Annotated in this window: 24 protein-coding genes and 1 pseudogene; 6 read left to right on the top strand and 19 right to left on the bottom strand. The window is 70.8% G+C overall.

What is annotated here, in order from left to right:
- Nucleotides 1-410, bottom strand: a pseudogene (locus CRP55_RS01375) (hypothetical protein); the annotation flags it as partial.
- Between the two features lie 52 nt (nt 411-462).
- Here CRP55_RS01375 and CRP55_RS01370 point away from each other — a divergent pair.
- Nucleotides 463-1,674 (top strand): MFS transporter, encoded by a 1,212-nt coding sequence (locus tag CRP55_RS01370; RefSeq protein ID WP_097317604.1) that lies wholly within the window; start codon nt 463-465, stop codon nt 1,672-1,674.
- Here CRP55_RS01370 and hisC read toward each other — a convergent pair.
- The 3 genes from hisC to hppD are packed head-to-tail and all read right to left on the bottom strand — an operon-like array spanning nt 1,671 to nt 5,015.
- Nucleotides 1,671-2,753: a histidinol-phosphate transaminase gene (gene hisC / locus CRP55_RS01365; protein ID WP_097317603.1), complete on the bottom strand. Its 1,083-nt coding sequence runs from the start codon at nt 2,751-2,753 to the stop codon at nt 1,671-1,673. The two genes, CRP55_RS01370 and hisC, sit on opposite strands and share 4 nt — an antisense overlap.
- Nucleotides 2,750-3,802 (bottom strand): RDD family protein, encoded by a 1,053-nt coding sequence (locus CRP55_RS01360; RefSeq protein WP_097317602.1) that lies wholly within the window; start codon nt 3,800-3,802, stop codon nt 2,750-2,752. The genes hisC and CRP55_RS01360 overlap by 4 nt, the downstream gene beginning before the upstream one ends.
- Before the next feature lie 58 nt (nt 3,803-3,860).
- Nucleotides 3,861-5,015: a 4-hydroxyphenylpyruvate dioxygenase gene (hppD, locus tag CRP55_RS01355; RefSeq protein ID WP_097317601.1), complete on the bottom strand. Its 1,155-nt coding sequence runs from the start codon at nt 5,013-5,015 to the stop codon at nt 3,861-3,863.
- A gap of 208 nt (nt 5,016-5,223) precedes the next feature.
- Between hppD and CRP55_RS01350 the strand changes: the two genes are divergently transcribed.
- Nucleotides 5,224-6,528 (top strand): hypothetical protein, encoded by a 1,305-nt coding sequence (locus CRP55_RS01350; protein WP_097317600.1) that lies wholly within the window; start codon nt 5,224-5,226, stop codon nt 6,526-6,528.
- A gap of 70 nt (nt 6,529-6,598) precedes the next feature.
- On the top strand, nt 6,599-8,269 hold the full coding sequence (locus CRP55_RS01345; RefSeq protein WP_097318670.1) for a fumarate hydratase: 1,671 nt from the start codon (nt 6,599-6,601) through the stop codon (nt 8,267-8,269).
- Nucleotides 8,270-8,688: 419 nt separating this feature from the next.
- Here CRP55_RS01345 and CRP55_RS01340 read toward each other — a convergent pair whose 3' ends face one another.
- The 5 genes from CRP55_RS01340 to CRP55_RS01320 are packed head-to-tail and all read right to left on the bottom strand — an operon-like array spanning nt 8,689 to nt 13,373.
- Entirely contained in the window at nt 8,689-9,828 is a 1,140-nt protein-coding gene (locus CRP55_RS01340) for an acyltransferase family protein (RefSeq protein WP_097317599.1), read from the bottom strand.
- Nucleotides 9,829-9,865: 37 nt separating this feature from the next.
- Nucleotides 9,866-10,939: an outer membrane protein assembly factor BamB family protein gene (locus CRP55_RS01335; protein ID WP_245922726.1), complete on the bottom strand. Its 1,074-nt coding sequence runs from the start codon at nt 10,937-10,939 to the stop codon at nt 9,866-9,868.
- 14 nt (nt 10,940-10,953) lie between these two features.
- On the bottom strand, nt 10,954-11,412 hold the full coding sequence (locus CRP55_RS01330; protein ID WP_097317598.1) for an SRPBCC family protein: 459 nt from the start codon (nt 11,410-11,412) through the stop codon (nt 10,954-10,956).
- Nucleotides 11,413-11,442: 30 nt separating this feature from the next.
- Complete coding sequence (locus tag CRP55_RS01325; protein ID WP_097317597.1) at nt 11,443-12,531, bottom strand: fumarylacetoacetate hydrolase family protein; 1,089 nt, start codon at nt 12,529-12,531, stop codon at nt 11,443-11,445.
- The gene (locus tag CRP55_RS01320; RefSeq protein ID WP_179854973.1) at nt 12,528-13,373 is read right to left on the bottom strand and encodes a hypothetical protein; all 846 of its coding nucleotides are present in this window, start codon (nt 13,371-13,373) and stop codon (nt 12,528-12,530) included. Before CRP55_RS01320 ends, CRP55_RS01325 begins: the two co-directional genes overlap by 4 nt.
- 88 nt (nt 13,374-13,461) lie before the next feature.
- Here CRP55_RS01320 and CRP55_RS01315 point away from each other — a divergent pair, with 88 nt between their 5' ends.
- A complete protein-coding gene (locus CRP55_RS01315; protein ID WP_097317596.1) occupies nt 13,462-14,625 on the top strand; it encodes a homogentisate 1,2-dioxygenase in 1,164 nt (387 codons plus the stop codon).
- On the opposite strand, the gene CRP55_RS01310 is transcribed toward CRP55_RS01315, so the two are convergent.
- Nucleotides 14,619-15,275, bottom strand: coding sequence for a hypothetical protein (locus CRP55_RS01310; RefSeq protein WP_097317595.1), 657 nt, complete (start codon nt 15,273-15,275; stop codon nt 14,619-14,621). The genes CRP55_RS01315 and CRP55_RS01310 overlap by 7 nt on opposite strands.
- 54 nt (nt 15,276-15,329) lie before the next feature.
- A complete protein-coding gene (locus CRP55_RS55520; RefSeq protein ID WP_097317594.1) occupies nt 15,330-16,538 on the bottom strand; it encodes a chitosanase in 1,209 nt (402 codons plus the stop codon).
- Between the two features lie 128 nt (nt 16,539-16,666).
- Between CRP55_RS55520 and CRP55_RS01300 the strand changes: the two genes are divergently transcribed.
- On the top strand, nt 16,667-17,854 hold the full coding sequence (locus CRP55_RS01300; protein WP_097317593.1) for an ROK family transcriptional regulator: 1,188 nt from the start codon (nt 16,667-16,669) through the stop codon (nt 17,852-17,854).
- Here the strand turns inward: CRP55_RS01300 and CRP55_RS01295 are convergent.
- The 6 genes from CRP55_RS01295 to CRP55_RS01275 all read right to left on the bottom strand — a co-directional run bounded on the left by CRP55_RS01295 (nt 17,840) and on the right by CRP55_RS01275 (nt 22,707).
- Nucleotides 17,840-18,931, bottom strand: a complete 1,092-nt coding sequence (locus tag CRP55_RS01295) for a tyrosine-protein phosphatase (protein ID WP_097317592.1) — start codon at nt 18,929-18,931, stop codon at nt 17,840-17,842. The genes CRP55_RS01300 and CRP55_RS01295 overlap by 15 nt on opposite strands.
- Nucleotides 18,932-18,976: 45 nt before the next feature.
- Entirely contained in the window at nt 18,977-20,125 is a 1,149-nt protein-coding gene (locus tag CRP55_RS01290) for a tetratricopeptide repeat protein (RefSeq protein WP_097317591.1), read from the bottom strand.
- A 57-nt stretch (nt 20,126-20,182) separates the two neighbouring features.
- A complete protein-coding gene (gene ispF, locus CRP55_RS01285; RefSeq protein ID WP_218853992.1) occupies nt 20,183-20,659 on the bottom strand; it encodes a 2-C-methyl-D-erythritol 2,4-cyclodiphosphate synthase in 477 nt (158 codons plus the stop codon).
- A 643-nt stretch (nt 20,660-21,302) separates the two neighbouring features.
- On the bottom strand, nt 21,303-21,440 hold the full coding sequence (locus CRP55_RS52720) for a hypothetical protein (RefSeq protein WP_179854972.1): 138 nt from the start codon (nt 21,438-21,440) through the stop codon (nt 21,303-21,305).
- Nucleotides 21,441-21,481: 41 nt separating this feature from the next.
- On the bottom strand, nt 21,482-22,174 hold the full coding sequence (gene ispD, locus CRP55_RS01280) for a 2-C-methyl-D-erythritol 4-phosphate cytidylyltransferase (protein WP_097317590.1): 693 nt from the start codon (nt 22,172-22,174) through the stop codon (nt 21,482-21,484).
- A 47-nt stretch (nt 22,175-22,221) separates the two neighbouring features.
- Nucleotides 22,222-22,707, bottom strand: coding sequence for a CarD family transcriptional regulator (locus CRP55_RS01275; protein ID WP_026206027.1), 486 nt, complete (start codon nt 22,705-22,707; stop codon nt 22,222-22,224).
- Between the two features lie 352 nt (nt 22,708-23,059).
- Between CRP55_RS01275 and CRP55_RS01270 the strand changes: the two genes are divergently transcribed.
- Nucleotides 23,060-23,830, top strand: a complete 771-nt coding sequence (locus tag CRP55_RS01270) for a hypothetical protein (protein WP_097317589.1) — start codon at nt 23,060-23,062, stop codon at nt 23,828-23,830.
- A gap of 7 nt (nt 23,831-23,837) precedes the next feature.
- Here the strand turns inward: CRP55_RS01270 and CRP55_RS01265 are convergent, their stop codons facing one another.
- Nucleotides 23,838-24,320 (bottom strand): DUF6023 family protein, encoded by a 483-nt coding sequence (locus CRP55_RS01265; protein ID WP_097317588.1) that lies wholly within the window; start codon nt 24,318-24,320, stop codon nt 23,838-23,840.
- Nucleotides 24,317-25,378 carry a type III polyketide synthase gene (locus tag CRP55_RS01260; protein ID WP_097317587.1) on the bottom strand — a complete coding sequence of 354 codons (1,062 nt, stop codon included), beginning with the start codon at nt 25,376-25,378 and terminating at the stop codon, nt 24,317-24,319. Before CRP55_RS01260 ends, CRP55_RS01265 begins: the two co-directional genes overlap by 4 nt.
- Between the last annotated feature and the right edge of the window lie 29 nt (nt 25,379-25,407).

Genomic DNA, 25,407 nt, shown 5'->3' with positions numbered 1-25,407 from the left:
GGGCCGGAGACGGCCGAGCCCGAGGCGTCCGGGCCGGAGGCGGCTGGGCCGGCGGCGGCCGAGCTGGACGCGGCGGCGGGGTCCGCTGGGGTTGGGCTCGTGTGGTTGGCGGCGATTGCGGTCAGGACGGTGCCGCCCAATTCGGTCACCTGGATGCGCCAACCCTCGTGGGTGATCTCGGCGGCCAGGACCAGCGGGCCCTCGGGGTGAGGGACCAAGACCGTGGTGGGGCGGCCCCGGGCGCCGCTCGGGGTGGCCGGGGCCTCGGCCAGCAGATGCGCCTGTGACAGGCGGGCTACGAGCTCGGTGGTGGCGCCGGTGCCGATGCCGAGCAGGCGGGCGGCGTCGGCGCGGGTCACGCCGGGGTGGGTGTGCACGACCCGGAGCAACTGGTTTGAGCGCGTCGTCACAGGGCAACCACTCCTTTTGCTCGTTCTAAGAGTTTATTCTTCGGCGGTGACCATGAACCGTCCAGGGCTCGCCGTTCTCGGCGCCTCCACCTTCTTCTACGTGACCGCGGAGACCCTGCCGGTCGGGCTGCTGCCGCAGATCGCCGACGGGCTGTCGGTGGACGAGGCGGATGTCGGTCTCCTGCTGACCAGCTACGCCGTGGTGGCGGCGGTCAGCACGATCCCGTTGACGGCGCTGACCATGCGGGTGCCGCGGCACACGCTGATCGCGATCACCATGGCGATCTTCGTGGTGTCGCAGGCGGCGGCCGCGTTCGCGCCGACGTTTCTCGTGCTGACGCTGGCGCGGCTGGTCTGCGCGCTGGCGCATGGGGTCTTCTGGTCGGTGATCGGGCCGGTCACGGCGCGGCTGGCTCCGCCGGGGCAGGCGGGACGGGCGACGGCGCTGGTCTTCGTGGGCAACTCGCTGGCCATCGTGCTCGGCGTGCCGCTGGGCACGGCGCTCGGGCAGTGGCTGGGCTGGCGGGTCGCGGTGGGCGCGATGGCCGCCGGTGGCGCCATCTGCGTACTGCTGCTGGTCCGCGTTCTTCCGAAGTTGCCGCCGCTTCCGCACGATCTGAACGTCCGGGCCGGCGCGCAACTCCGCGCGGCCGTCGGGATCATCCGGGATCGGCAGGTCGCCGCGCTGTGCCTGATCACCACCGTGCTGGTCATCGGGCATTTCGCCGCCTACACGTACATCGCCCCGCTGGTCCGCCGGGACGCGGGACTCGAGGGCGTCGCGCTGAGCGCTCTCCTTCTGGGGTACGGGGCGGTCGGGCTCATCACGAACTACGTGCTCGGCCGCCACTCGGACCGGCGGCCCGGCCAGATCGTGGTCGGCCTGCTGATCGTGCTGGCGGCGGCCGCGGCCGCGTTCGCGCCGGTGCTCGGCGTCGTGCCGACTGTAGTGGCGGCGCTGCTGTGGGGCGGCGCGTTCACCGCCATCCCGGTCTTCCTGGCCAGCTCGGTGCTGCGGATCGCGCCCCGCGCCCGTGACGCCGCCTCCGCCCTCTACGTGGTCGCCTTCCAGATCGGCATCGGCGGCGGCGCCTTCCTCGGCGAGCGCCTGGTCCGCGCCGGCCACCTCGGCACGCTGCCGCTGGTGACCGCCGCCCTGGCCGTCGTCGCCGTCCTGCTGGTCGTCAGCGTCGGCCGGCGGGTCTTCCCCGCCCGCCTGAGCGAGGAGGACCACCACCGGGTCGAGGCCCAACTGGCCGCCTAGCCTTCCAGGGCCGCTTCCGCGGCGGCCAGGAACAGGTCGTTCTCCTCGGGCGTGCCGATCGTGACGCGTACGCCGTCGGTCTGGAACGGGCGCACGATGACGCCCCGGCTCTCGCAGGCCTGGCCGAAGGCGGCCGAACGGTCGCCGAGCGGCAGCCAGACGAAGTTGGCCTGGCTCGACGGCACGTCGATGGCGAGCTTGCGCAGCGCCTCGGTCACGCGCTCGCGCTCGGCCACCACGAGGGCGCAGCGGCGGCGCACCTCGTCCTCCTGCTTCAGGGCGGCCAGCGCCGCCGCCTGGGCCACGATGCTGGTGGAGAACGGGGTCAGGACCTTGCGGATCGCGGTCGCCTCGCCGGGCTGCGCGACCAGGTAGCCCATGCGCAGGCCGGCCAGCCCCCACGCCTTCGACATCGTGCGGAGCACGACGACGTTGGGCCGGTCGGCGTACGTCTGGACGCCGTCCGGCACGTCCGGGTCGGTGACCAGTTCGCGGTACGCCTCGTCGAGCACCACCAGCACGTCCGACGGCACCGCGGCCAGGAAGCGGTCGAGCTCGGCCTTGCGGATGGCGCTGCCGGTCGGGTTGTTGGGGTTGCAGACGAAGACCAGCCGGGTCCGGTCGGTGATCGCCTCGGCCATGGCGTCCAGGTCGTGGGCGTGCCCGGGCGTGTTCGGCACGCGCACGCTGGTCGCGCCCACGCCGGCCGAGATGATCGGGTACGCCTCGAACGAGCGCCACGCGTACACGATCTCATCGCCGGGCAGGGCGGTCGCCTTGACCAGGATCTCGGCCAGCGCCACCGAGCCGCAGCCGGTGACGATGCGGTCGGCCGAGACGCCCAGGCGCGCGGCCAGCGCCTCGCGCAGCTCCACAGCGCCCATGTCGGGGTAGCGGTGCGAGGAGAGCACCGCCTCGGAGACCGCCTCGGCCACGCCGGGCAGCGGGCCGTAGGGAACCTCGTTGCTGGCCAGCTTCACCGCTTCGGCGATGCCGAGCTCGCGGGTCAGGTCGGCCAGGTTGCGACCGGGGACGTAGGCCGGAAGGCCGTCCAGGTCAGCGCGGGTGAGGCGGGTCATCGTCCCTCTCCGTTTCCGTTGGTGCCACCCGTGGTCGCGTCGACCGGTTGGCGGTTGTCCGGGGGCAGGGCGATCACGACCGTACGAGCCGTCTTGTCATGAAATGCCTGCCGAAGCTGCTGGTCGAAGACCGGCGAGATGCAGTCGATCAGCTGGAGCACGAAGCCGATGCCGGCGCAGCCCCAGGCGGGGGTCCAGAGGCCGAGCCGGGCCCAGCGCCCGAACGCCCGGCCGAAGCCGAGCGGCTCGGTGTTCTCGACCGCGACCACCTTGATGCGCATGATCTTCTTGCCGAGGGTCTGCCCGCTGCCGGCGATGGCGGGCGCCTCGTAGGCCAGCCAGAGCAGGGTCGCGACGATCAGCATGGCCCAGAGCAGGCCGTCCATCCGCCCGTTGGCCTGCACGTCGAAGGCGCTGCCGCCGTTGGCCATCTCGTCGAGGGTGGCGCGGTACATCGGCACGAACTCTTTGGCCCACTGGTACGCGAACCAGCCGTTGACCACGACGTTGAGCAGCAGCACGGCCAGGATGTCGAGGAGCCGGGCGACCAGGCGCGGGCCGAGGCCGGCCAGCGCGTAGCCGTGCGGGCGGGCCTGCACGGGATACATCGCCGCGCGCATGCCGGGCGGCATCCGCTCCCACCCGGGCGGCGGCTGCCATCCCGGCGGAGGCTGCCACCCGGGCGGAGGCGGACCGGGCTGCTGCTGCCACCCCTGCGGAGGCGGCTGCTGCCATCCGGGCGGCGGACCGGACGGTTGCTGCCACCCAGGCGGCGGACCGGACGGTTGCTGCCACCCAGGCGGCGACCCCGACGGCTGCTGCCAGCCGGGCGGAGGACCTGCCACCGGCGGGCCGGGCTGCGGCGCCGCCGGGGGCACTGCGGTGGGAGCGGCTGCCGCCGGCGGTGGCTCCTCCTCGACCGGCGGCGGGCCGTCGGGCGGCGTCGCGTCGGCCGGGATGGCCTTGCCGAGCCAGCCTTCACCGTCCCAGTAGCGCTGGGTGTCGGGGTCGGCCGGGTCCTTGTACCAACCGGCGGGCAGCGAACTCATGGAAGAACCTTAGCGACCTGGGCCTGGGCGATTTCTGTGTGCGGCGACCAGGTGAGTCTTACAGATTCCCGCGCAGTTCCTGCTCCCGCTCGATGGCCTCGAAGAGCGCCTTGAAGTTGCCCTTGCCGAAGCCGAGCGAGCCGTGCCGCTCGATGAGCTCGAAGAACACCGTGGGCCGGTCCTGCACCGGGGCCGTGAAGATCTGGAGCAGGTAGCCGTCCTCGTCCCGGTCGACCAGGATGCCGCGCTTCTTCAGCTCCTCGATCGGCGCCCGCACCTCGCCGATCCGCGCCCGCAGCGCGGGGTCGTCGTAGTACGAGTCCGGGGTCTTCAGGAACTCGACGCCGGCCTGCCGCATCGCGTCGACCGCGCCGATGATGTCGTTGGTGGCCACCGCGACGTGCTGGGCGCCGGGGCCGCCGTAGAACTCGAGGTACTCGTCGATCTGCGACTTGCGCTGGGAGACGGCCGGCTCGTTGAGCGGGAACTTGACCTTGCGGGTGCCGTCGGCGACGACCTTCGACATCAGCGCCGAGTAGTCGGTGGCGATGTCGTCGCCGATGAACTCGGCCATGTTGGTGAAGCCCATGACCCGGCGGTAGAACTCGACCCACTCGTCCATGCGGCCCAGCTCGACGTTGCCGACCACGTGGTCGACGGCCTGGAAGAAGCGCTTGGGCGCCAGGCCGGCGTCGATCGCGGGCTGCCGGTCGACGATCGGCTCGCGGGCCACGAAGCCGGGCAGGAACGGTCCGTCGTAGCCGGAGCGGTCGATCAGGGTGTGCACGGTGTCGCCGTAGGTGGCGATCACGGCCAGCCGGACGGTGCCGTGCTCGTCCTTCACGTCGTACGGCTCGGTCACCCCGCGGGCGCCGGCGCCGGTGGCGTGCTTGTAGGCGGCGTCGACGTTCGGCACCTCGAGCGCGATGTCGCGGATGCCGTCGCCGTGCTTGGTGACGTGGTCGGCGCCGGGCGCGCCGGCGTGCACCGAGCCGGTCAGCACGAACCGGGCCGATCCGCTGACCAGAACGTATTCGGCGTGGTCGCGATATCCCTGCTCGGGCCCGCGGTAGGCGACGAGCTTCATGCCGAAGGCCGTGGAGTAATAGTGGGCGGCCTGCTTGGCGTTGCCCACGAGGAACTGAAGATGATCGACGCCCTTGACCGGAAAGACGTCGGCGGTACGGGTCCCGTGTTCCATCGTCTGCGTCATTGGCCGAGGTTGTCGCAGGTCACAGCCCTTGGACAACACCTGCCGCGCAAGTTGGGCAGTCTGCGCGATCCACTCCGTGTGACGTCATCCTCACAGTGCAACTTGCACAGTCCGCGCTCCGCCATAGGTGATCTTCAGGACATAAGCGCTCGACACGGGCGCATCGAGATCCATCGTCCGGGTGATTGACCTGGCTAGCGTGTCGCGCATGGCGTCCGGTGGCAGCCCGTGGAAGGGCTATGCGCTGGTCACCATCGTGATCGTGATCGTGCTCGCCACGACCGGCGTGTGGAACCCGTGGCCGAACGTCTGGAACTGGGTGAACACCAGCGAGCCGATCGCCGGCGACGCGGCGCGGTGGCAGCAGCGGATCGGCGGCAGTCCGCAGAGCGTGGCGATCGCCGGTGACGCGGTGGTCGTCGAATACCGGACGTCCGTCGAGGCGTACGGGATCACCGCCGGGGTGAAGCTCTGGGACAGCGACGCCGACTGGGCCTCGATCGCCGGTGACGGCGACGACGCCGTGGTCGCCACCGGCCGGCTGCTCACCAAGGGCTACCAGGTGCTCGATCCGCACAACGGCACCGTGCTGCGGGCCGACACCGCGGCCACCGCCGTGTGGACGTACAAAAACGCGCTCTTGGATCTGCATTGCTCCAAAGGCAGTGACTGTCAGTTGACCGCATGGGCGCCACGCGGCAGCAAGCCGCTGTGGACCGTCGACACGGGCGGTATCGGGTTCGTCCTCAACGCGGCCAATCCCGACCTGCCCGACACCCGGCAGCTGACCGCCGACCGCGTGGACGACGACGTGGCCCGGCCCCGGCAGATGCCGAGCCTGATCGGGCTGCCGGACGACGGGAAGATCCGGGTCGTGGACACGGCGACCGGCCGGGTCGCGCAGACCGTGGAGCCCACACAGGATCAACGGGTGGCCATCGCGGGCGGCCGGGTTCTCACGATCACCGGCACGCCCGGCGACGGGACCTGCTACTACAGCGTCGTAGCGACGGATCCGCCCTCGACGTCGGCAGTCTGGAAAAAAGACGGTCTCAATTTGCGTACGGCCGAGAACGGCGCCAACTGCAAGCAGGAGCGCGACCCCGCCGGCGGCGAGGACGTGCTGCTCGGCGTCGACCCGGTCGGCCGCGAGGAGCTGCTCGCGGGACACGACGGCCGGGTGCTGTGGCACGGCGCCAAGGGCGAGAACGTGCTCGCGGTGAACGACAACTACGCAGTGATCCGTAACGCGGCCAAAAACACGTTCCGTGGCTACGCGTTCCGCGGCAATCACACCGTGTGGTCTCGTCAGGTGGGGGCGAACCCGTCGGCGGCCCTCACCCCGTACGCGGCACTGGTTGTCAGCCGGAAACCGGACAGGGTCGTCGCGATCGAGCCCGGATCGGGCCGGCTGCTGGCCGACGTGCGTACCGGCGCCGAGGTCTTCGCCGTCGGACCAGGGGGAATGATCGCCGTCTCGGGCCGCGACATGGCGTACATCCCGTGGACTTGACCCAACTGGTATGTCGGCAATGGCGGAGCGGTTCGCCTCCGGCCCGGCGGCTGTCCTAGGCTTGCCGCTCATGAGCAGAGGCGCCGCATTCACGTACTCGCCACTGTTGCCCACCGGCGACGACCTGACCGAGTACCGATTGGTCACCGACGAAGGTGTGGATGTCGTCGCGGGACCGGGCGGGCGGCAGTTCCTGACCGTCGAGCAGTCGGCCATCACGCAGCTCACCGCCGAGGCGATGCACGACATCGCCCACTACCTGCGCCCGGCCCACCTCTCGCAGCTCCGCTCGATCATCGACGACCCGCGGGCCTCGGCCAACGACCGGTTCGTCGCGCTCGACCTGCTGCGCAACGCCAACATCGCGGCCGGCGGCGTGCTCCCGATGTGCCAGGACACCGGCACCGCGATCGTGATGGGCAAGCGCGGGCGCCACGTGCTGACCGACGGCACCGACGAGGAAGCCATCGCCCAGGGCGTCTACCAGGCGTACACCCGGCTGAATCTCCGTTATTCGCAGCTGGCGCCGCTCACCATGTGGGACGAGCGCAACACGGGGTCGAACCTTCCGGCCCAGATCGAGCTGTACGCGGAAGACCCGGGCGGCCAGCCCGACGCGTACAAGTTCCTCTTCATGGCCAAGGGCGGCGGCTCGGCCAACAAGTCGTACCTGTACCAGGAGACCAAGGCGCTGCTGAACCCGGCGCGCATGATGGAGTTCCTCGACGAGAAACTCCGGCTGATCGGCACGTCGGCCTGCCCGCCCTACCACCTGGCCGTGGTCATCGGCGGCACCAGCGCCGAGCACGCGCTGAAAACGGCCAAGCTGGCCAGTGCCAAATATCTCGACAACCTGCCCCGGCACGGCACGATGGCCGGCCACGGCTTCCGCGACGTCGAGCTGGAGGCCGCGGTCCTCGAGCTGACCCGCGACTTCGGCATCGGCGCCCAGTTCGGCGGCCGTTACTTCTGCCATGACGTACGGGTCATCCGCCTGCCCCGGCACGGCGCGTCCTGCCCGGTCGCGATCGCCGTCTCCTGCTCGGCCGACCGCCAGGCCCTGGCCAAGATCACGCCGTCCGGCGTCTGGCTGGAACGCCTCGAAACCGACCCGGCGCGCTTCCTGCCCGACGTCGACGTCAGCAACGAGCCGGTGGTCAAGGTCGACCTGAACCGCCCGATGGCCGAGATCAGGGCCGAGTTGTCCCGCTACCCGGTCAAGACCCGCCTCTCGCTGACCGGCCCGCTGGTCGTGGCCCGCGACATCGCCCACGCCAAGATCGCCGAACGCCTCGACGCCGGCGAGCCCATGCCGCAATACCTGCGCGACCACGCGGTCTACTACGCCGGACCGGCCAAGACCCCCGAGGGGTACGCGTCGGGCTCGTTCGGCCCGACAACGGCCGGCCGCATGGACTCGTACGTGGAGAAGTTCCAGGCCGCCGGCGGCTCCCTGGTCATGCTGGCCAAGGGCAACCGCTCGGGCCAGGTGACAAAGGCCTGCCAGTCCTACGGCGGCTTCTACCTGGGCTCGATCGGCGGCCCGGCCGCCCGCCTGGCCCAGGACTGCATCCGCCACGTCGAGGTCCTCGAATACCCCGAGCTGGGCATGGAGGCCGTCTGGCGCATCGAGGTCGAGGACTTCCCCGCCTTCATCGTCGTCGACGACAAGGGCAACGACTTCTTCGCCGACGTCACCCGCCCCAACCCCGTCCTCCGCATCGGCTCCGGCCCTTCCTAGGCGGCGCACGGCAACGCTCGTCGCGCTCGGCCTGTTCGTCCCGTACCTCGCCCGCGCGGGCCGCTCGGCAGCCGGCGGGCGAGCCAAGTCGGCCGCGCGGCTTCGACGTTCTTTCGCCGGCCGTCAGTCTCAGCAGCATGGTCGCGGGCTGGCTGGCCTTGTGGATCGGCCCGTAGCGGCGCGCCTGAGGCCGCATTGGGCGGGTTCTGCGGTTCGACCGAGGCTTACACGTCGTCCGCGCCTTTGAGGGACGAGGCCTCCCCTAGCCGCTAGCCGCTGGAAGCACGAATGTTCCGCGGCCCGGGATCGTGACAACCAGACCTCGCTCGCGGAGTCATGCCCTCCGGATCGATCACCACGTGGCCGAGGCGAACGCACCGCAGATTGGCAGTGCGTGGGCGTTCGCTTGTTTTCCGAGGTCAGCGCCGGCCGGGAGTTCGGATGCGGTTCTCTTCGGCCCACTGGCGGCGCGGCGCAGGGCGGGCGGTTGTGAGGATCGGGAGTTCCTGCGTCGCGTCCGCGAGGCGGGGCGGTTGGAGGCGGCGGCGGAGATATGCCGCCAGCGGGCGTTCGATCCAGCGATGGACCAGCCAGGCCACCGACAGCATGATGGTGATCGTGCCGGCCAGGACCAGCCAGTGCGGGGCGTGGTCGTGGGTCGCCCGGATGATCAGCCAGCCGATGTTCTGGTGTAGCAGGTAGAACGGGTAGGTCAGCAGGCCCGCTGTGGTCAGGGCGCGCCACCGCACCCGCGCCGTCCAGCCCAGGGCGATCACCGCCATCACCGCGAAGAACGCTGTGACGATCAGGATGGCGACCGTGTCCGAGAGCGGCGCCTTGATGTTTGCCTTCTCCGTCTCGGCCACGCGGGCGATCACGTTGTGCTGTGCCATCAGGTAGGACGCCGCGACCAGGCCCCACAGCCTCAGGTCGTGGCCGAACCGGTGGATCAGGTAGAACGCCACGCCCGCCACGAACAGCGGCGCGTAGTCCGGCTGCAGCGCGACGATCAGCAGCTTCTCGCGGCTCGTGTGGGCGATGACCGCGGCCAGCAGCCAGCCGTAGCCGAACCACATGGCGCTCTGCCGGTTCAGGCCGCGCCACAGCAGCAGGGCGAAGAGCAGGTAGAACCTCGCTTCGGCCCACAGCGTCCAGTAGACGCCCTCGACGCCGTGGACGCCGAGCGGCCACTGGAGCATCGTCAGGTTGAGCAGCACGTCGCTGACCCGCAGCGGCTGGGCCACGACCGGCCACAGGGCCACCACCGTGGCCGTGATCAGCACGGCCGGCCAGTAGGCGGGGAACAGGCGGATGAAGCGGGAGCGGATGAACGCGCCGATGTCGCGGCCCCAGGCGCTCATGCAGATCACGAAGCCGCTGATCATGAAGAACAGTTCGACGCCGAGCCAGCCGTACTGGGCGGCCTCGTGGACGCGGGAGACCGCCACGGCCGGTGTGGTGCCCCAGGCGCCGGTGACGTCGTTGCGGCCGGCGAAGTGGTAGAAGGCCACCATGACGGCGGCGAACAGCCGGAGGCCGTCCAGGACCACGATGCGCATCTGTGGTTCAACGCCGGCGGCCGGCGTTCGGTAGCGGTCAGATGGCGGCGATGATGACCGTGTCGACCGTGAAGTAATAGCCGGGTTTGTCCGGGTCGAAGCCGCTGTCGGCGGCGAGGCGCTCGATGGCCACCCAGTGGTCGGTGACCTGCCACAGGCCCGGCTTCCAGGTCAGCTTCTCGGTGCCGACGGCAAGGGGGAAGTCGGTGTCGCCGACCTTGAGGTGGCGGTCGTCGGTGAGCAGCACCAAGCGGCCCTGAGAGGCACCCAGCACTTGGGCGCCGGGCTGCGGTGGGATCGCGCGGCCACCGGCCACCGTGCTGCCCTGCTGGTCGAGCACGGTCGAGCGCCGGGGCTGGGCACCTGTGACCAGCCAGCCCTGTCCGGACGAGTCGCGCAGGCCGCCACAAGCGGAGAAAGCGACATCGCAGCCCAGCGGGGTGTGCGGGCCGGCCGGCCAGCCGGCCACGGCTTGTCCGGTGGCCAGCGAGAAGGCCTGCTCGGTGCAGACGAACTGGCCGCCCACGGTGGTGAACGCGTCCTGGCACGAGATCGGCGCCGACCAGCGCTGGGCGCCCGTGGCGGCGTCGTAGGCGCTCACCCGGCTGCTTCCGCTGACGAAGACCGCCCCGGCGCCGGTGTGAAGACCGGACGGCGCCCACACGGTGGCCGCCCCGGTCCGATGCCCATCGAACGACAGCCCGGGGATGCCGGTGGAGACCCGCCAGATGATCTTGCCGCTGAGAGCCGAGATACCCACCAACTCACCGTCGGCCCATCGGCTGATCACCGTGTCGCCGACGGCCACGACGCCGGAGAGCTGCGACGGCCAGCGCCGCAGCGACCAGATGGCCGTCATCACGCTCTTGGCGTCGACCGGCGCGTCGGCCCGGATCTGGCGCTTCGACGCGTACGCCCGGACGGCGCCGGCGACGATCAGCGGCGCCTGATTGGTCCGGCCGGTGACCTGCGGCGGCCGGGTTACGGCCACCGGGTAGGGCGCGGCCGCGGCCGACGACACCTCGGCCGGCGCCAGGACGCGCCAGCCGATCACGGCGGCCACCAGGGCTATGACGAGCGCCAACGACGTACGGATCAGCACTCGGAGCACCAGAAGAGGTTATGTCAGGCGGCCGCCGCCAGGTCGTCCAGGTCGCGCCGGAGCGCTCCCTCGGCGGTCTCGGCGGCCAGGCCACCGAAGATCAGCGCCAGGATCCGCCCGGCCGGGGCGGTCGGGCTGCCGTCCTGCACCACTGTCACCATCGTGCCGCCGCGGTGGCGGCCGGAGACCACCGGCTGGAACGAATAGGTCATCCGATAGTCGGCGCCGATGCCGGGCGACGTGACCACGAACCGGTCCGGCACCACGCACTCGAGCACCCGGAACTCCTCGGTGACCTCGCCCCCATCGGCCATTTGCCGGGTTTCGCGCCATACGGTGCCCGCGCCGAAATCGCCGTGGCTGCGCACCTCGACCCGGGTCACCGCGGAGAGCCACTCGCGGCGCCGGCTCAGATCGGTGAAGACCTGCCAGACCACCGCGACGGGCGCGTCGATCGGACGGGTCACCACAACCGTCGACATAGCGTCACCTCCCACGCAATCAGACAGTAACTATCCGACCACGATCCCGCTGACCGATCCGAGACCGATCTTGCCGTCGGCCGAGGTTGCACTGATCACGACCTCGTCGCCGTCGAGCAGAAAACCGCGCTGCGAGCCGTCGGCCAGTGTCACCGGAGAGGCGCCGTTGGCGGTCAGTTCGAGGAACGAGCCGACCTGGTCCGGCGACGGCCCGGAGACGGTGCCCGACGCGTACAGATCGCCGGTCCGGACCGAGGCGCCGTTGCTGGTCAGATGGGCCAGCTGCTGCGCGGCCGTCCAATACATCGAGGCGAACGGCGGCGAGCTCACCACGGTGCCGTTCCAGGAGATCGAGAGCTTGAGGTCGTACGCCGGACCGGCCGGCCGCAGATAGTCGAGCGGCTCGGGATCTTGAGCGGGCGCCGGCACCGGGGCGAGCACGGAGAGCGGCACGACCCACGGCGAGACCGAGGTGGCGAACGATTTGGCCAGGAACGGGCCGAGTGGCCGATATTCCCAAGCTTGCAGATCGCGCGCCGACCAGTCGTTGACGAGCACGACCCCGAACACATGATCTTCGAAGGCGCCGGTGGTGACCCGGCGGCCGGGCACGCCGACGACGAACCCGACCTCGGCCTCGATGTCGAGGCGCCGCGTGGCGCCATATGAACCAGCACCGAGCTGGCCGTAAGGTCGCCGGATCGGCGTGCCCGAGACGACGACCGTCGATGACCGGCCGTGATAGCCGATCGGCAGGTGACGCCACTGCGGCGGCAAGCCGGGCGACGACGGCCGCAGGATCCGCCCGACGTTGAGCGCGTGCGCCTCGGACGAGTAGAAGTCGGTGTAGTCGGCCACGTCGAACGGCAGATGCAGCGTCACCGCGTGCAACGGGGTCGTCGGCGGCCCCGACGCTACGTAGTCGAGGACGGCCTCCCGCGCCGCCGTCCACTCCGGACGCCCGGCCGCCATCAGCGGGTTGAGCGACGGCGCCGCGAAGTACCCACCAAGACCCGAAAGATCAACTACTTCATTACCCAGCCGTACGCCGAGACGCCGCTCCCCCTGGGGAACGCTGAACACTCCGTACGGCAAATTGTCCAGGCCGTAGCCCGTCATGAATAACCCCCGTTGATCAGGCCGAGCCGGACGAGCTCGGTCAGTGGCTCGACCACATTGGCCACCCCGAAGCCGGCGAACAGCGGCCGCGGCCCGTCGCGCTGGGCCCGGCACGCCTCGACCAGCGGCACCGGATGGGTCGCGGCCAGCACCTCGGCCACCTCGGCGACCTCGGCGCCCCGGTCGGCGGTGATCGAGGCGGTCAGCACGTTCAGGAAGCCGTGGTGGGTGAATCCGGTCTCCGGATCGGTGTGCCGGATGGCGTGCCGCAGGCCGGCCGCGAGCCGGAACGGCAGCCGGCGGTCGCGGCAGGCGCAGAGCACCGCGGCCAGCTCGACCGGTGTCGGGAAGAGCTCGGCGGCCAGGCCGCCGACCCGGAATTTCGGTGCGATCCGCAGTCCGGCCGCTCGCGCCTCGGCGACCGAGTCCAGTGCGGCCAGCAGACCCCAGCTGAGCGGGATCTCGGCGTACACCTCAATGTTCTGATCCTCGCCGGCGAGAGCCCGCAGGTTGGCCAGGCCCGGCTGCGGATCCTCACCGCGACGGGCCACCGCGGCCTCGAGATGAAGGACCACGGCACCGGCCGCGCGCAGTTTCTCGACGGCTACCGGCACGGCGCTGAACGGAACGTCGCCGACCAGGGCGACCGGCAGCTTCCCGGCACTGAGGTCGGCGCCGATCAGCGAGGCGGGTACGAGCAGCGGCCCGAGCAGACCGGCGAACCAGCCGTCGCGATGTTCGGCGTGCTTGGCGACGGCGTCGGTCACGCTGACCGGGCTCGGCGGCATCAGGGACGCGTCGTCCACCAGTCCGGCGAAGAGCGGAGGTACCAGCGTTGACACGAATCCGAACCTAATAGACGCTTCGAGAAGCGGACAACCACGTCCGCTATGTCGGTTTTGCCAATCAGGCGAACTCTGGGGGGCAGCGATGCCGTACTACCGCAGCGTCGGCGAGGTGCCACACAAAAGGCACACTCAGTTCCGGCGTCCCGACGGCGGGCTTTACGCCGAGGAGCTGATGGGCCAGGAGGGCTTCTCCTCCGACTCGTCGCTGCTCTATCACCGGCACGCGCCCACCGCGATCGTCTCGGCCGAGACGTACGAACCACCGGTGGGCACGCAGTCGCCCAACCTGCCCCTGAAACCGCGCCATCTGCGAACCCACAAGCTCGACGCCGGCCCGGCCGACGCGATCCTCGGCCGCCGGCCGCTGCTGGCCAACGGCGACGTCCGGATCGGGTACGTCGTGGCCGACCGCCCGTCGCCGCTCTACCGCGACGCGGTCGGCGACGAGTGCCTCTACGTCGAGCAGGGCCGCGCGGTCGTCGAGACCACCTTCGGCGCGCTGGAGGTCGGCACCGGCGACTACGTGATCATCCCGACCTCGGTGGTGCACCGGATCGTGCCGCAGGACGGTCCCGTACGGCTGCTGACCATCGAGGCGACCGGCCACATCGGACCACCGAAGCGCTACCTGTCGGTGCGCGGCCAGTTCCTCGAGCACGCCCCGTACTGCGAGCGCGACCAGCGCGGTCCTGGCGAGCCGCTGCAGGTCGAGGGCACCGACGTCGAGGTCTACGTGAAACACCGCGCCGGCTGGACCCGGCACGTGTACGCGCACCACCCGTTCGACGTGGTCGGCTGGGACGGCTGCCTCTACCCGTGGGCGTTCTCGATCCACGACTTCGAGCCGATCACCGGGCGCGTGCACCAGCCGCCGCCGGTGCACCAGACCTTCGAGGGGCCCAACTTCGTGGTCTGCTCGTTCGTGCCGCGCAAGGTCGACTACCACCCGCTGGCCATCCCGGTGCCCTACAACCACCACAACGTCGACTCGGACGAGATGATGTTCTACACCGGCGGCAACTACGAGGCCCGCCGCGGCTCCGGCATCGAGCAGGGGTCGATCTCGCTGCACCCCTCGGGCTTCACCCACGGGCCGCAGCCGGGCGCGGTCGAGCGTGCCCTGGGGGCCGAGGCGTTCGACGAGCTCGCCGTCATGGTCGACACGTTCCGCCCCCTCGATCTGTGCGAGGCGGGCCTGGCGGTGGAGGACACCGCGTACGCCTGGACCTGGAACCGCCCTCAGTGAAGAACCGAGACCTCGACCGCGATCGACTCCGGGAGCGGCTGAGCTGACGGGAAGGCCGGGACGCGCATCGCCATGACGTTGTCGCCGCGGCGCAGGCAGTAGCCCTTGCCCGCGGCGAGCTCGACGTAGCCGGGGCCGTAGGTCACGCCGTTGTCCTCGTCGCAGGCGTTCGGGTCGGTGAACGGATCACCGGTCGCCGGCCCGATCGTCGCCCGCTTCTCCAGCGGCTCGGCGCTCCAGACCCGCTTGTCGGCGCCGGTGCAGTTCTGCACCTTGTCGTCCTTGCCGGGCGTCGAGCAGAGCAGCGAGATGTCACCGGTGTACGCGTTCGTGCCGGCCCGCGGCGGCGAGAGCCACAGGGCGCCCTGGGGGTATTTGTCGCCCGAGCCCATCGGCACGGTGACCGGCAGGACCGCCGCGCCGAAGGCCTGCCGCGGAGGCGTCGAGGCGACCACCACCGACGTGCCCAGGTCTTCGGCCGGACCCGTCTGGCTCCGGTAGAGGGTCACCGCGAACGTGCCGGCGGCCAGGACCGCCACCGCCAGGGCGGTCGCGAGCCGCCCGCGGGTGAGGCGCTCGCTGCGTACCACCGCGACGGTGACCGCGATCAGCAGCAGGACCGCCACACCGGCGATGACGAGATCGACCATGCCGACAAACTAGTGGGGCCGGCGCTGTAGATCAGCCCCGGCCCCGCGGAGACGTCAGCCGATGCGGAAGTTCTGGCCGTAGACGGCGAAGTCCAGCGGCGTGTTCAGGTCGAAGTTGCCGTTGGTGAGGAAGCGCCGCTGAGCGGTGTCGACCCGGGTCGTGTCGTCGTGCGCGGCCTCCTTCTTCATCTCGATGACACGCTCGTCGAGGAAGACGTTCAGCCAGGTGCGCTCGTCACCGCCCTGCGCCGGCGGCTTGGCCCGCTTCAGGGCGGCGCTGCGGATCTGGCGCATGCCCTCGTAGCCGTGCATGACGGCCGCGTCGTAGTAGGCGAACTGCCCCAGAGCCCGTACGCCATCGGACTTGCCGTCGCGCACCGAGGGGTTGAAGTAGACCCGGTCGCGCTCGGCTTCCTGTGCGGCCTGGAAGGCCGGGTCGGCCGCGGCCGTACGCCAGTCGCGGGTGAAGTTGGGGTCGAGGCCGGCGTGCGAGGCGGTGCCGTTCACCGAGCGCAGGGCGGGCAGATATTTGGCCAGCACGTTGCCGGGCACGGCGTTCGTGTACGCCTGGACGAGCTCCAGCATGTCGCCGGTGCCCGAGCAGAAGCCGATGATGCCGGCGGTGTAGCCGCGGCCGTCCTTGATGTCCTCGATGTAGGAGAACTGGGCCCGCCAGTCGAGCGACGAGTTCTCCGCCGCCGAGACGAGCTGCATCGCGACGTCTTTCTTGGCGGGATTGTCCAAATTGACCCCCGTGGCCGGTGGCGTGGTCGGCGGCGTGGTGGAGCCGCCGGGCGTCACCCAAGTCTGGTTGGCCGTGCCGGTGCACGTCCAGATCTGCAGGCGGGTGCCGTTGGCCGAGCTCTGCCCGGTGGCGTCCAGGCACTTGCCGGAACCGCTGTTGACCAGGGCGCCGCCGCTGACCGACCACTTCTGGGCGCCGCTGGCGTTGCAGTCCCAGAGCTGGATCTTCGCCCCGTTCGTGGTCGACGCGCTGGTCACGTCGAGGCACTTGCCGAGCGCGCGGACGGTGCCGTCGCTGTTGCCGACGGTCCAGTTCTGGGCGCCGGTGCCGTTGCAGTCGTAGAGCTGCACGGCGGCGCCGTTGGCCGAGCTCGCGTTGGCGACATCGACGCATTTGCCGCCGATGCCGGTGATCGGGCCGGCGGTCGCGGCGCTGGCCGGAAGCAGCCCGTAGATCACGGCCGCGGCGGGGACAGCCACGGTGACACCGGCGTAGACGACTCTTCTTGCGCGGATCATGGCGCTCCTCGAGAGGGGGGATGAGGGGGTGGCGCGCGCCGCTGAGACGTTAGAACAGTTAACCAACTTTATCAATAAGGCTCGATGAACCTTGACATGCGTAGACGCCCCCGCTTAACGTCCGGCGGGTGACCCGTCTGGCCGGCTCCTCGAAGCTGCTCCGAGCCATGAACGAGAGCGCGGCCCTGGCCCATCTGCTCGACCCCGGCCGGCTGACGCGCTCCGACCTCCGCAAACTCACCGCGCTGTCGACTCCGACGATCTCCGAGGTGCTCCGCCGGCTCACCGAGGCCGGACTGGTCACAGTGGTCGGTCACAACAGCGGGCGCCCCGGCCCGAACGCCGAGATCTACGCGGCCAACCCCGGCGCGGCGTACGCGGCGGCGGTCTCCGTGCGCGACATCGGCCCCAGCGGAGCCCCGTCGGTGGTGGCCGCGCTCTGCGACCTCACCGGCGAGATCCGCGGCCGCGTCGAGTCGCGTGTGGACTTTCTCACCAGCGACCCGATGCAGGCGCTGGTCGACGTGGTGGCCCGCCTGCGCGACGAGGCCGGCGTCCCGGCCGAGCGGGTGCGTCATGTGCGCATCGGTGTCGCCGGCTCCTACGACGCCCGGGCCGCGACGATCCGGCACGTGCATCTTCCGGGCTTCGGCCGTACGGGGTTGGTGCCACGCATCGCGGAAGCACTCGGCACCGAGGTCGGCGTCGACAACGACGTCAACCTGGCCGCCGTGGCCGAGCGCAAGCGCGGCATCGGCCGCGACGCCGAGGGCTTCGCCCTGCTCTGGCTCGGCCAGGAAGGCCTGGGCCTGGCCATCGACATGGCCGGCACGCTGATGCGCGGCGCCCGGGGCGGGGCCGGCGAGATCGGCTACATGCCGCTCTACTCGCCCGACTCGGCCGACCGCAAGCTCGACCTGCAACACCTCTTCGGCGGCGAGGCCATCCTGGAGTTGGCCCGGGACAACGGTGTCCCGGGCCGCACACCGGCCGAGGTGGTGACAGCGGCGGCGGACGACCCGGCCGCCTCCGGCGACTTCCTGGCCGGGCTGGCCGACCGCATCGTGGTCGGCCTGGCCGCGGTCGTCGCCGTTCTCGACCCCTACCTGGTCGTGCTGGCCGGCCCGATCGCCCAGGCCGGCGGCGAGGTCCTGCTCTCCGCGGTGACTGGGGCGATGCGCCGGGCGGCGCCGCTGGAGAGCCCCATCGCGCTGACCGCCATCGACGACGACGCGGTGCTGCTCGGTGCGCTCGACGCCGGGCTCACCGCCGTACGCGAAGGATTGATCTCCTCGATCCGGTCAGCCCACCAGTAGGCGAGCCCGCAGCTGCCGGGCGCTCACGCCGAGTCCGTCGCGCAGGTAGCGGTCGAACGTCCCGAACTTCGCGGCGACCTCGTCGAAGCCGGACTGGAGATATTCGGACCGAACGTCCAGGACGGCTTTGTAGCCGGGGCGGATCGACTCCGGCACGGCGGCCAGCGCGGCGGCGTTGGAGGCGGCGAGATAGGTGTTGCTGAGCAGGTAGTCCTCGAAGACCGTCGCGCGGGGCACGCCGAGGGCGGTGAGCAGCGCGGCGCTGGCCCAGCCGGTGCGGTCCTTGCCGGCCGTGCAGTGGTAGAGCACGTTGGCCGCCCGAGGATCGGCCACCGCGGTGAGGAAGGTGCGGTAGGCCTTGCGGGCGGAGTCCGACGACACCATGCCCTTCTCACCGGCGACCATCATGGCGACGCCATTGGCCTCGGTGTCGAGCGAGTAGCCGCCGGTGCCCGGAGTCGTCGTGCCGGCCACGTTGGCGAAGACGTACTTCGTGCCGGCCGGCAGCCGGTCGGGCCCGGCCGCGGCCTCGGAGTCGGTGCGGAAGTCGATGCCGGTGCGGATGCCGAGCCGCTTCAGCTTGGCCACGTCGGCGTCGGTCAGGGTGGCCAGGCTGTTCGAGCGGTAGAAGACGCCCATCCGGACCCAGTGGCCGTCGGCCGTGCGATAGCCGCCGCCGTCGCGGAAGTTCGGGGCGGCCGCGAGGTGCAGCGACCGGTCGGCCAGGGTCAGCGACCGGCCGCGGTCGGGCACGAGCTCGAACCACCAGCGGTCGGCGTCGCCCAGCCCGCGCACGGTGACGGTGGCGGTTCCGCCCGCGTGGGCGACGGCCCGGTGGCGTGCGACCCGGTTCTGGTCCTTGCTCGCGTAGACCTCGACCCGCCGTACCCCCGCGCTTTTCCAGCTGATCGTGAAATCACCGGCGGCGGTCCGTTCCACCGTGGCCGCAAGGAAAGGAATCTGGCGCGAGGTCGCGTGGGCGGGCGACGCCCCCGTCGCCAGGCCGCCACCGACGGCCAGGACTCCCGCGCCGGCCGTCATCAGGAACCGGCGACGCTCTTCGTTGAAATTGCGCATCGGGAAAGAATCTGCGGCAGAGGTAGCCTCCTCACCGCTCCCGGGTTAACGCCTGGTCAAAATCAAGAGTTCGGCCACTGCGGCAAGCACCATCGCGGACACCAGCGCCACAATGCCACCAGCCAGGGCATAAACGAACAAAAGAAGAGGAGCGACAAAGCCGACGTACGCCGCCGCGGCCAACCGCCGATCGTGGGCCCGCAGCCGGGTCAACGCCACAGCGAGCGGCTCCGGAACGTTCCGGTTCAGCGCGACGATGATCCCCACGAAGATCAGCAGGCCGATCAGCCCGGCCCACATCCGCGAGATGCCGTCACTGGCCAGCGTCATCAGCCCCGCCAGCACCGCGGCGACCTGGGTGGCGTTCGCACCGTAGAGAGCGAACCGCCGCACCTGCTCGGCCGAACTCCCCGACACGTCGAGCACCGGCCCCGACGGCCGGCTCACCGCGGGCACCTCGGTCCAGTGCGCCGTCACCGGCTCCGGCTCATCAGGCCGGTCCGGCGCCGGATAGGCCCGCGGAAACGGCGACGGATACTCACCCTCGGCGTCCGGCGCCACCGGCAGCGTCGCCTCATCGGCCAGCTCCTCCAGCGCCCGCGCCCAGCGCCGCCGCTCGAACCGCACGATGCCCATGTCACGCTGCGCGTCGCCGATGGCCGGATCGAGATCCAAGGCTTGGGCGTACGCCCTCTGCGCCAGATCGAAAAGCCGCAGCCGCGCGGCCACCACGGCCAGCACCAGGTGGGCCTCCGCCTCGGCCGGGGCGACCCGGACGGCATTCCACGCGGCGTTCAGCGCCTCCTGGCCGTTGCGCGACTCACTGAGCAGGGCGGCCCCGGTTCTTTGCGCGTACGCGTCGGCGGGCCACTGCCGCAGAATGTCCCCCGCGACCCGGGCGGCCTCCCCGAACTTCCGGCTGTCGGCCAGCGCCATGGCCCGCACGACAAGAGCCGTGATCTCGGCCGGCGCCACCGCCGTGGCCCGCTCCGCCGCCACCAGCGCCTCGGCCGGTTGCTCGGCTGCCAGGTGAATGCGGGCCAGGGTCGCCAGCAGGCTGGCCTCCTCAGGGGCCACGCTCAGCCCAGCCGCGATCTCCCCGGCCGCTTCGTCATAGCGGCCGAGGTCAGCAAGAAGCAGAGCCCGCTGCCGATACTCCTCGGGCGTGGTCTCGGGATCCAGAGGCGCGGCCACGAGTCGAGGGTAGGCGCTCGCACCTAACGCACCCTGCGGGGGTGCGAATCGGCCCGCTCAGACGGAGGCGATCAAAGCGACGGCCATGGCCGCCAGCCCTTCACCGCGGCCGGTCAGGCCCAAGCCGTCGGTGGTGGTGCCCGAGACAGTCACCGGGGCACCGACCGCCGCCGAGAGGGCCTCCTGGGCCTCCGCGCGGCGCTTGCCGATCTTGGGGTGGTTGCCGATGACCTGAATCGAGACGTTCACCACCTCGAACGACGCCGCCCGAACCAGGCGGGCCGTCTCGGCGAGCAGGGCCGCCCCGGACGCACCGGCCCACTCCGGCCGTGACGTGCCGAAGTTGCTGCCCAGGTCACCCAGCCCGGCCGCCCCGAAGAGCGCGTCACAGGCGGCGTGCGCGGCCACGTCGGCATCGGAGTGCCCGGCCAGCCCGATCACGTCCGGCCAGAACAGGCCGGCCACCCAGCAGGGCCGCCCCGCCTCGAAGGCATGCACATCCGTCCCGACACCGACCCGCTGATTGATCACCAACCCAGGCTACCGACGCCCACCCACCTCCCACTCGTCCCACCTTGCACCCCACCCGCCTCGCACCCCACCCACGTCGCACCCGGCCCTCCTTGTACCCGGCCCTCCTCGCATCCCACCCACGTCGCACCCGGCCCACGTCGCACCCGGCCCACCTCGCACCCGGCCCACGTCGCACCCGGCCCACGTCGCACCCGGCCCACCTCGCACCCGGCCCGCCTTGCGCACGCCGACCACAAGCCGCGCGCACTTGCGCCCGCCGCCCCAATACGAGCGGCGCCCTCTTGCGCTCTGCCCAGCACAAGCCGCGCCCACCTCGCGCCGCCCCGCCCACTCGCGCCGCCCCGCCCACTCGCGCCGCCCCGCCCACTCGCGCCGCGCCGCCCCACCACAAGCGGCGCCCTCTTGCGCCCCGCCCACCTCGCGCCCCGCCGCCCCACCACAAGCGGCGCCTCTTGCGCCGCATCCAACGCAAGCCGCGCCCCGTCTTCGTCCCGCGCCGGATGACATGGCTGCGAGGGAAGGAACCCCGAGGCAAGGAGGCCGCGAGAGAAGAGACCCCGAGGCAACGAGGCCGCAGGGGAAGCGACCCCGAGGCAACGAGGCCATAAGGAACAAGACCGCGAAGAACGAGACCCCGAGGCACTCAGACCGCGAAGAACGAGACCGCGAGAAACGAGACCGCGAAGAACGAGACCGCGAGGAACAAGACCGCGAAGAACGAGACCGCGAAGAACGAGACCGCGAACAACGAGACCGCGAACAACGAGACCGCGAGGAACAAGACCGCGAGGCAGTCAGACCGCGAAGAACGAGATCCTGAGGTCAGGGGAGGTTGAGGAGGGCCTCGGCCAGAATCAGGTCCAGGGGGCGGGTGATCTTCATGGCCAGCTCGGAGCCGGGGACGCAGATCACCGGAAGGCCGGCCTTTTCGACCAGGCCGGCGTCGTCGGTCAGCTGGTCGGCGGCGGCTGCGTGGGCGGCGGCCAGGACGTCGTGGCGGAAGCCCTGCGGGGTCTGGACGCTGCGGAGCACCGAGCGGTCGACCGTGCCGAGGACTATTTCGCCGGGGGCGACTTCCTTGATCGTGTCGACCACGGGGAGGGCGGGGATCACCGCGGGATGGCCGTCGCGGACGGCCGCCGCCACCGACTCGATCAGGTCGGGTGGGGTGAGGGCGCGGGCCGCGTCGTGCACGAGCACGATGGCGATGTCGGGTGGGACCTGGGCCAGCGCGAGGGCCACCGACTCCTGCCGCTCGGCCCCGCCGGCCACCACGGTGACCGGCGCGACCGGCGCCAGTAACTCTTGAACCGCCTCGACCTCGGCCGCTGGAGCGGCGACCACGATGAGGCGCACCGACGGCGCCGCCGCGACGCGGCGGACCGCGTGCACGAGCAGCGGCTCGCCGGCGAGCAGGCGCAGAGCCTTGGGCCCGCCCGGGCCGAGCCGCAGGCCGGCACCCGCTGCCGGAACCAGGACCGCGACGTCACCCCGAGCACTAAGCTGCGCGGTCACGTCGCGGTCCTGAGAACACAAGTTTTGATGTTGTGTCTGTGGGTAGATCAGGCCTCGGTGAGGACCTTGTCGAGGAGAACCTCGGCCTCGTCCTTGGTGCTCTTCTCCGCAAGAGCGACCTCACCGACCAGAATGTCACGAGCTTTCGCGAGCATGCGCTTCTCGCCGGCCGACAGGCCGCGCTCACGCTCACGACGCCAGAGGTCGCGAACGACCTCGGCAACCTTCAGGGGGTTACCGGAGGCAAGCTTCTCGAGATTGGCCTTGTAACGCCGCGACCAGTTGGTCGGCTCCTCGGTGTGCGGAGCGCGGAGGACGTCGAAGACCTTACCCAGGCCCTCCTCGCCAACCACTTCGCGCACGCCGACGATCTCGGCGTTCTCAGCGGGCACCCGAACAGTCAGGTCGCCCTGAGCGACACGCAGGACCAAGTACTGCTTTGGTTCGCCCTTGATGACCCTAGTTTCGATTGCCTCGATGAGTGCGGCCCCGTGGTGGGGGTAAACAACGGTCTCGCCGACACTGAAAACCATAGGTTCGAAGCCCCTTTCGCTGTGTCTAGGGTAACACGCTCAGGCAGCGATGTCCCACCCTGCCGGTGACTGTTAGTGCAGCTCAGAGGCCCTGTGACGGGCCTTTCTACGGCTTGACAGAAGCGCCGGGAGCTGCCTTCGTAACGCAAAGTGACGAAAGGGTGACCGCTTTGACCCCTGGGTCGGATATTTCGTACCTAGGGCGTTTGTGAGGTCAAGCTTATCGCTAAGGTCCGGAAGCACGCACTACTGGCGGCGGAGCGCCGCGTGAGGAAGGCTGGGAGGCAAGGTCCCCGACCGAGGAAATGCCGAAGTAGGAGAGGGCAGGGTCGGCTTGGGGGGAGGGTGAGTCATGGCTGGTGCGAGCGACAACGGCGGATGGTCGTCGGATGGCGGTTCGCCGGACGACCTGCCCGACCTGCCCGAGGAGTGGGGCGTCATCGTCATCCCCGACGACCTCTCCGAGCTGTCCGACGAGGTCGAGGCCGTCCGCGAGGAGCTGCGGCTCACCGGTCCGCCCACGCGCTGGCAGCGGTTCGCCCGCCGCCCCGCGATCCGCCGGGTGCGCCGGCTCGCCGGCAAGGCCATGCGGGCCCCGGTCCTGATCATCTCGATGGCCGTGCTGGTCACCGTGGCCAGCCTGTTCGCCTCGGCCTGGCCCGGTCCGCCGCGCCAGCCCGCCGCTCAGCGCACGGCCGCCACCACGAACGAGAGCGCCACCATGCTGCCCGCGCTGGAGCTTTTCGGCGACGACGGCCGCACGGTCCCGCTCAACCGGGAACTACCCGCTGTCATCCTGCTCGTCGACGGCTGCGCCTGTGCGAAGCTGGTATCCGACACTGTCGCCGCCGTCCGTCCCGACATCGCCGTGGTCACGGTGACGTCGGCCGCCACGGCCAGTGCCGCGATCACCCCGCCGACCAACACGACGCCTCAGGCCCTGGGCAAGACCGTGCGCTCCCTGCACGATCCGACCGGCACCCTGCGCAGCCATCTGAAGCTGGGCGCGCCGGACGGTACCGCCACGGCCCTGCTCGTCAGCGACGACCACGCCAAGATCGTGAAGACGTTCCCGCGGATCGCCTCGATCGAGGACATGCGGCCGTACCTCGCCCAAATTTAAGAAAGCATCAGCCGATGCGGACCAGGGAGTAGCGGAAGACGACCTCGCTGTCCTGGCCGGCGGACACCGTCATACGCAGGGCGTCGGAGAGCTGGACGGGGAAGGTCTCCGGCGAGCGCTCCTGCTCGCAACTCATGCCCAGGCCCGAGTCGCCGCCGATGCCGCTGAAGTCGGGGGTTTCGGGGTTGTCGAGCGAGACCCGCACCGTGCTGCCCGCGCCGCCCACACAGACCATCGCCACCGAGTACTGGCCGAACGACACCTCGGTGGAGATCGCTTGCTCCGCGCCCGGATTCAGGGTCAACGTCGCGCCGTCCTCCTGGGTGCCGACGTCGGGCAGCAGCCGCTCGGCGGCCTGCCGCCACTGCTGGGCCTGGCTCGTCGGCTTCGTGTCGTCGGGCGCGGTCACCAGCCACCACGCGGCGCCGCCGGCGAGCAGCACCGCCGCCATCGAGTACAGCACCACGCCCCGCTGCCGATCGGTCGTCACCCTGTGACTGTAGAGGTCTCCAGCAGGGTTCCGTAGAGCGTGAGACCCGGCCCGAAGGCCAGCATCACCACCCGTCGCGGCGGCGCCGGACGGCGCCGGAGGGCATCCAGCACGAGAAGGACGGTCGGAGAGGAACAGTTTCCGTACGCGGCCAGCACCTCCCGCGAGGGGGCCATGGCCGCGTCGTCGAGCCCCAGCTGTTCCTGCACCACGTTCAGGATCTTGGGACCGCCGGGGTGCACCGCCCAGCCGTCCACCTCGGCGATGGTCAGCCCGTGCCGGGCCAGCAGGTTGTCGACCAGCTCGCGGACGTGCAGTTTCAGGACCGCCGGCACCCGCGGCGACAGCCCCATCCGGAACCCGAGGTCGGTCACCTCCCACGTCATGTGGTCGGCCGTCGTGGTGTCCGTGACGGCGGCGACCTCCCGTACGGCGTACCCCTGGGAACCCGGAGTGACCACGACGGCGGCCGCCGCATCCGCGAAAAGCGCATGCGACACGATCTGCTGCATGTCCACCCGCGCGGCCGCCGGCTGCAGGTGAAGGCTGGTCAGCTCCGCGCAGAGCAGCAGGGCCGGTTTGCCCTGGGCCACCACGTAGTCGGCCACCGAGCCCAGGCCGGGCAGCGCCGCGTAGCAGCCCATGTGCCCGACGAAGAGCCGCCGCACGCTCGGCGACATGCCCAGGTCACGGGCGAGCAGGATGTCCAGCCCGGGCGTCGCGTATCCGGTGCAGGAGCAGACCGCGAAGAGCCCGAGCTCGTCCGCGGCCAGCCCGGCGTCGGTCAGCGCCCGCCCCACCGCCTCCTTGCCGAGCGGGATCGCCTCGACCTGGTAGCGGCGCATCCGCCGCTCGGTCGACCAGTCCGAGACGTCCTCGAGCAGCGGGCTCACCGCGGCCTGCCGGGTACGCACCCCGGAGTTCGCGAAGATCCGCTGGACCAGCGCCCGCCGCTCGGGCGGATAGTGCCGCGCGAAGTAGCCGTCCCACAGTTCGTCCTGCACCACGGACGGCGGCAGAGAGATTCCTACCCCGGCGATGGTCGCGTCGTTATTCACTTACGCCTCCCCAGGCCCCTCTTACCCCG

This window comes from Paractinoplanes atraurantiacus, assembly GCF_900215205.1.
Classification (GTDB): domain Bacteria; phylum Actinomycetota; class Actinomycetes; order Mycobacteriales; family Micromonosporaceae; genus Actinoplanes; species Actinoplanes atraurantiacus.
Note: the sequence above shows the minus strand (reverse complement) of the source record. Positions and strands in the feature narration are given on the sequence as shown.

What these genes read in the sequence shown, in the direction of transcription:
- CRP55_RS01345 (WP_097318670.1), top strand. Translation starts at nt 6,599, where the DNA reads ATGAGCAGAGGCGCCGCATTCACGTACTCGCCACTGTTGCCCACCGGC.
- CRP55_RS01330 (WP_097317598.1), bottom strand. Translation starts at nt 11,412, where the DNA reads ATGTCGACGGTTGTGGTGACCCGTCCGATCGACGCGCCCGTCGCGGTG.
- CRP55_RS01350 (WP_097317600.1), top strand. Translation starts at nt 5,224, where the DNA reads ATGGCGTCCGGTGGCAGCCCGTGGAAGGGCTATGCGCTGGTCACCATC.
- hppD (WP_097317601.1), bottom strand. Translation starts at nt 5,015, where the DNA reads ATGACGCAGACGATGGAACACGGGACCCGTACCGCCGACGTCTTTCCG.
- CRP55_RS55520 (WP_097317594.1), bottom strand. Translation starts at nt 16,538, where the DNA reads ATGATCCGCGCAAGAAGAGTCGTCTACGCCGGTGTCACCGTGGCTGTC.
- CRP55_RS01270 (WP_097317589.1), top strand. Translation starts at nt 23,060, where the DNA reads ATGGCTGGTGCGAGCGACAACGGCGGATGGTCGTCGGATGGCGGTTCG.
- hisC (WP_097317603.1), bottom strand. Translation starts at nt 2,753, where the DNA reads ATGACCCGCCTCACCCGCGCTGACCTGGACGGCCTTCCGGCCTACGTC.
- CRP55_RS01275 (WP_026206027.1), bottom strand. Translation starts at nt 22,707, where the DNA reads ATGGTTTTCAGTGTCGGCGAGACCGTTGTTTACCCCCACCACGGGGCC.
- CRP55_RS01360 (WP_097317602.1), bottom strand. Translation starts at nt 3,802, where the DNA reads ATGAGTTCGCTGCCCGCCGGTTGGTACAAGGACCCGGCCGACCCCGAC.
- CRP55_RS01310 (WP_097317595.1), bottom strand. Translation starts at nt 15,275, where the DNA reads ATGGTCGATCTCGTCATCGCCGGTGTGGCGGTCCTGCTGCTGATCGCG.
- CRP55_RS01325 (WP_097317597.1), bottom strand. Translation starts at nt 12,531, where the DNA reads ATGACGGGCTACGGCCTGGACAATTTGCCGTACGGAGTGTTCAGCGTT.
- CRP55_RS01370 (WP_097317604.1), top strand. Translation starts at nt 463, where the DNA reads ATGAACCGTCCAGGGCTCGCCGTTCTCGGCGCCTCCACCTTCTTCTAC.
- CRP55_RS01340 (WP_097317599.1), bottom strand. Translation starts at nt 9,828, where the DNA reads ATGCGCATCGTGGTCCTGGACGGCCTCCGGCTGTTCGCCGCCGTCATG.
- CRP55_RS01315 (WP_097317596.1), top strand. Translation starts at nt 13,462, where the DNA reads ATGCCGTACTACCGCAGCGTCGGCGAGGTGCCACACAAAAGGCACACT.
- CRP55_RS01295 (WP_097317592.1), bottom strand. Translation starts at nt 18,931, where the DNA reads ATGCGCAATTTCAACGAAGAGCGTCGCCGGTTCCTGATGACGGCCGGC.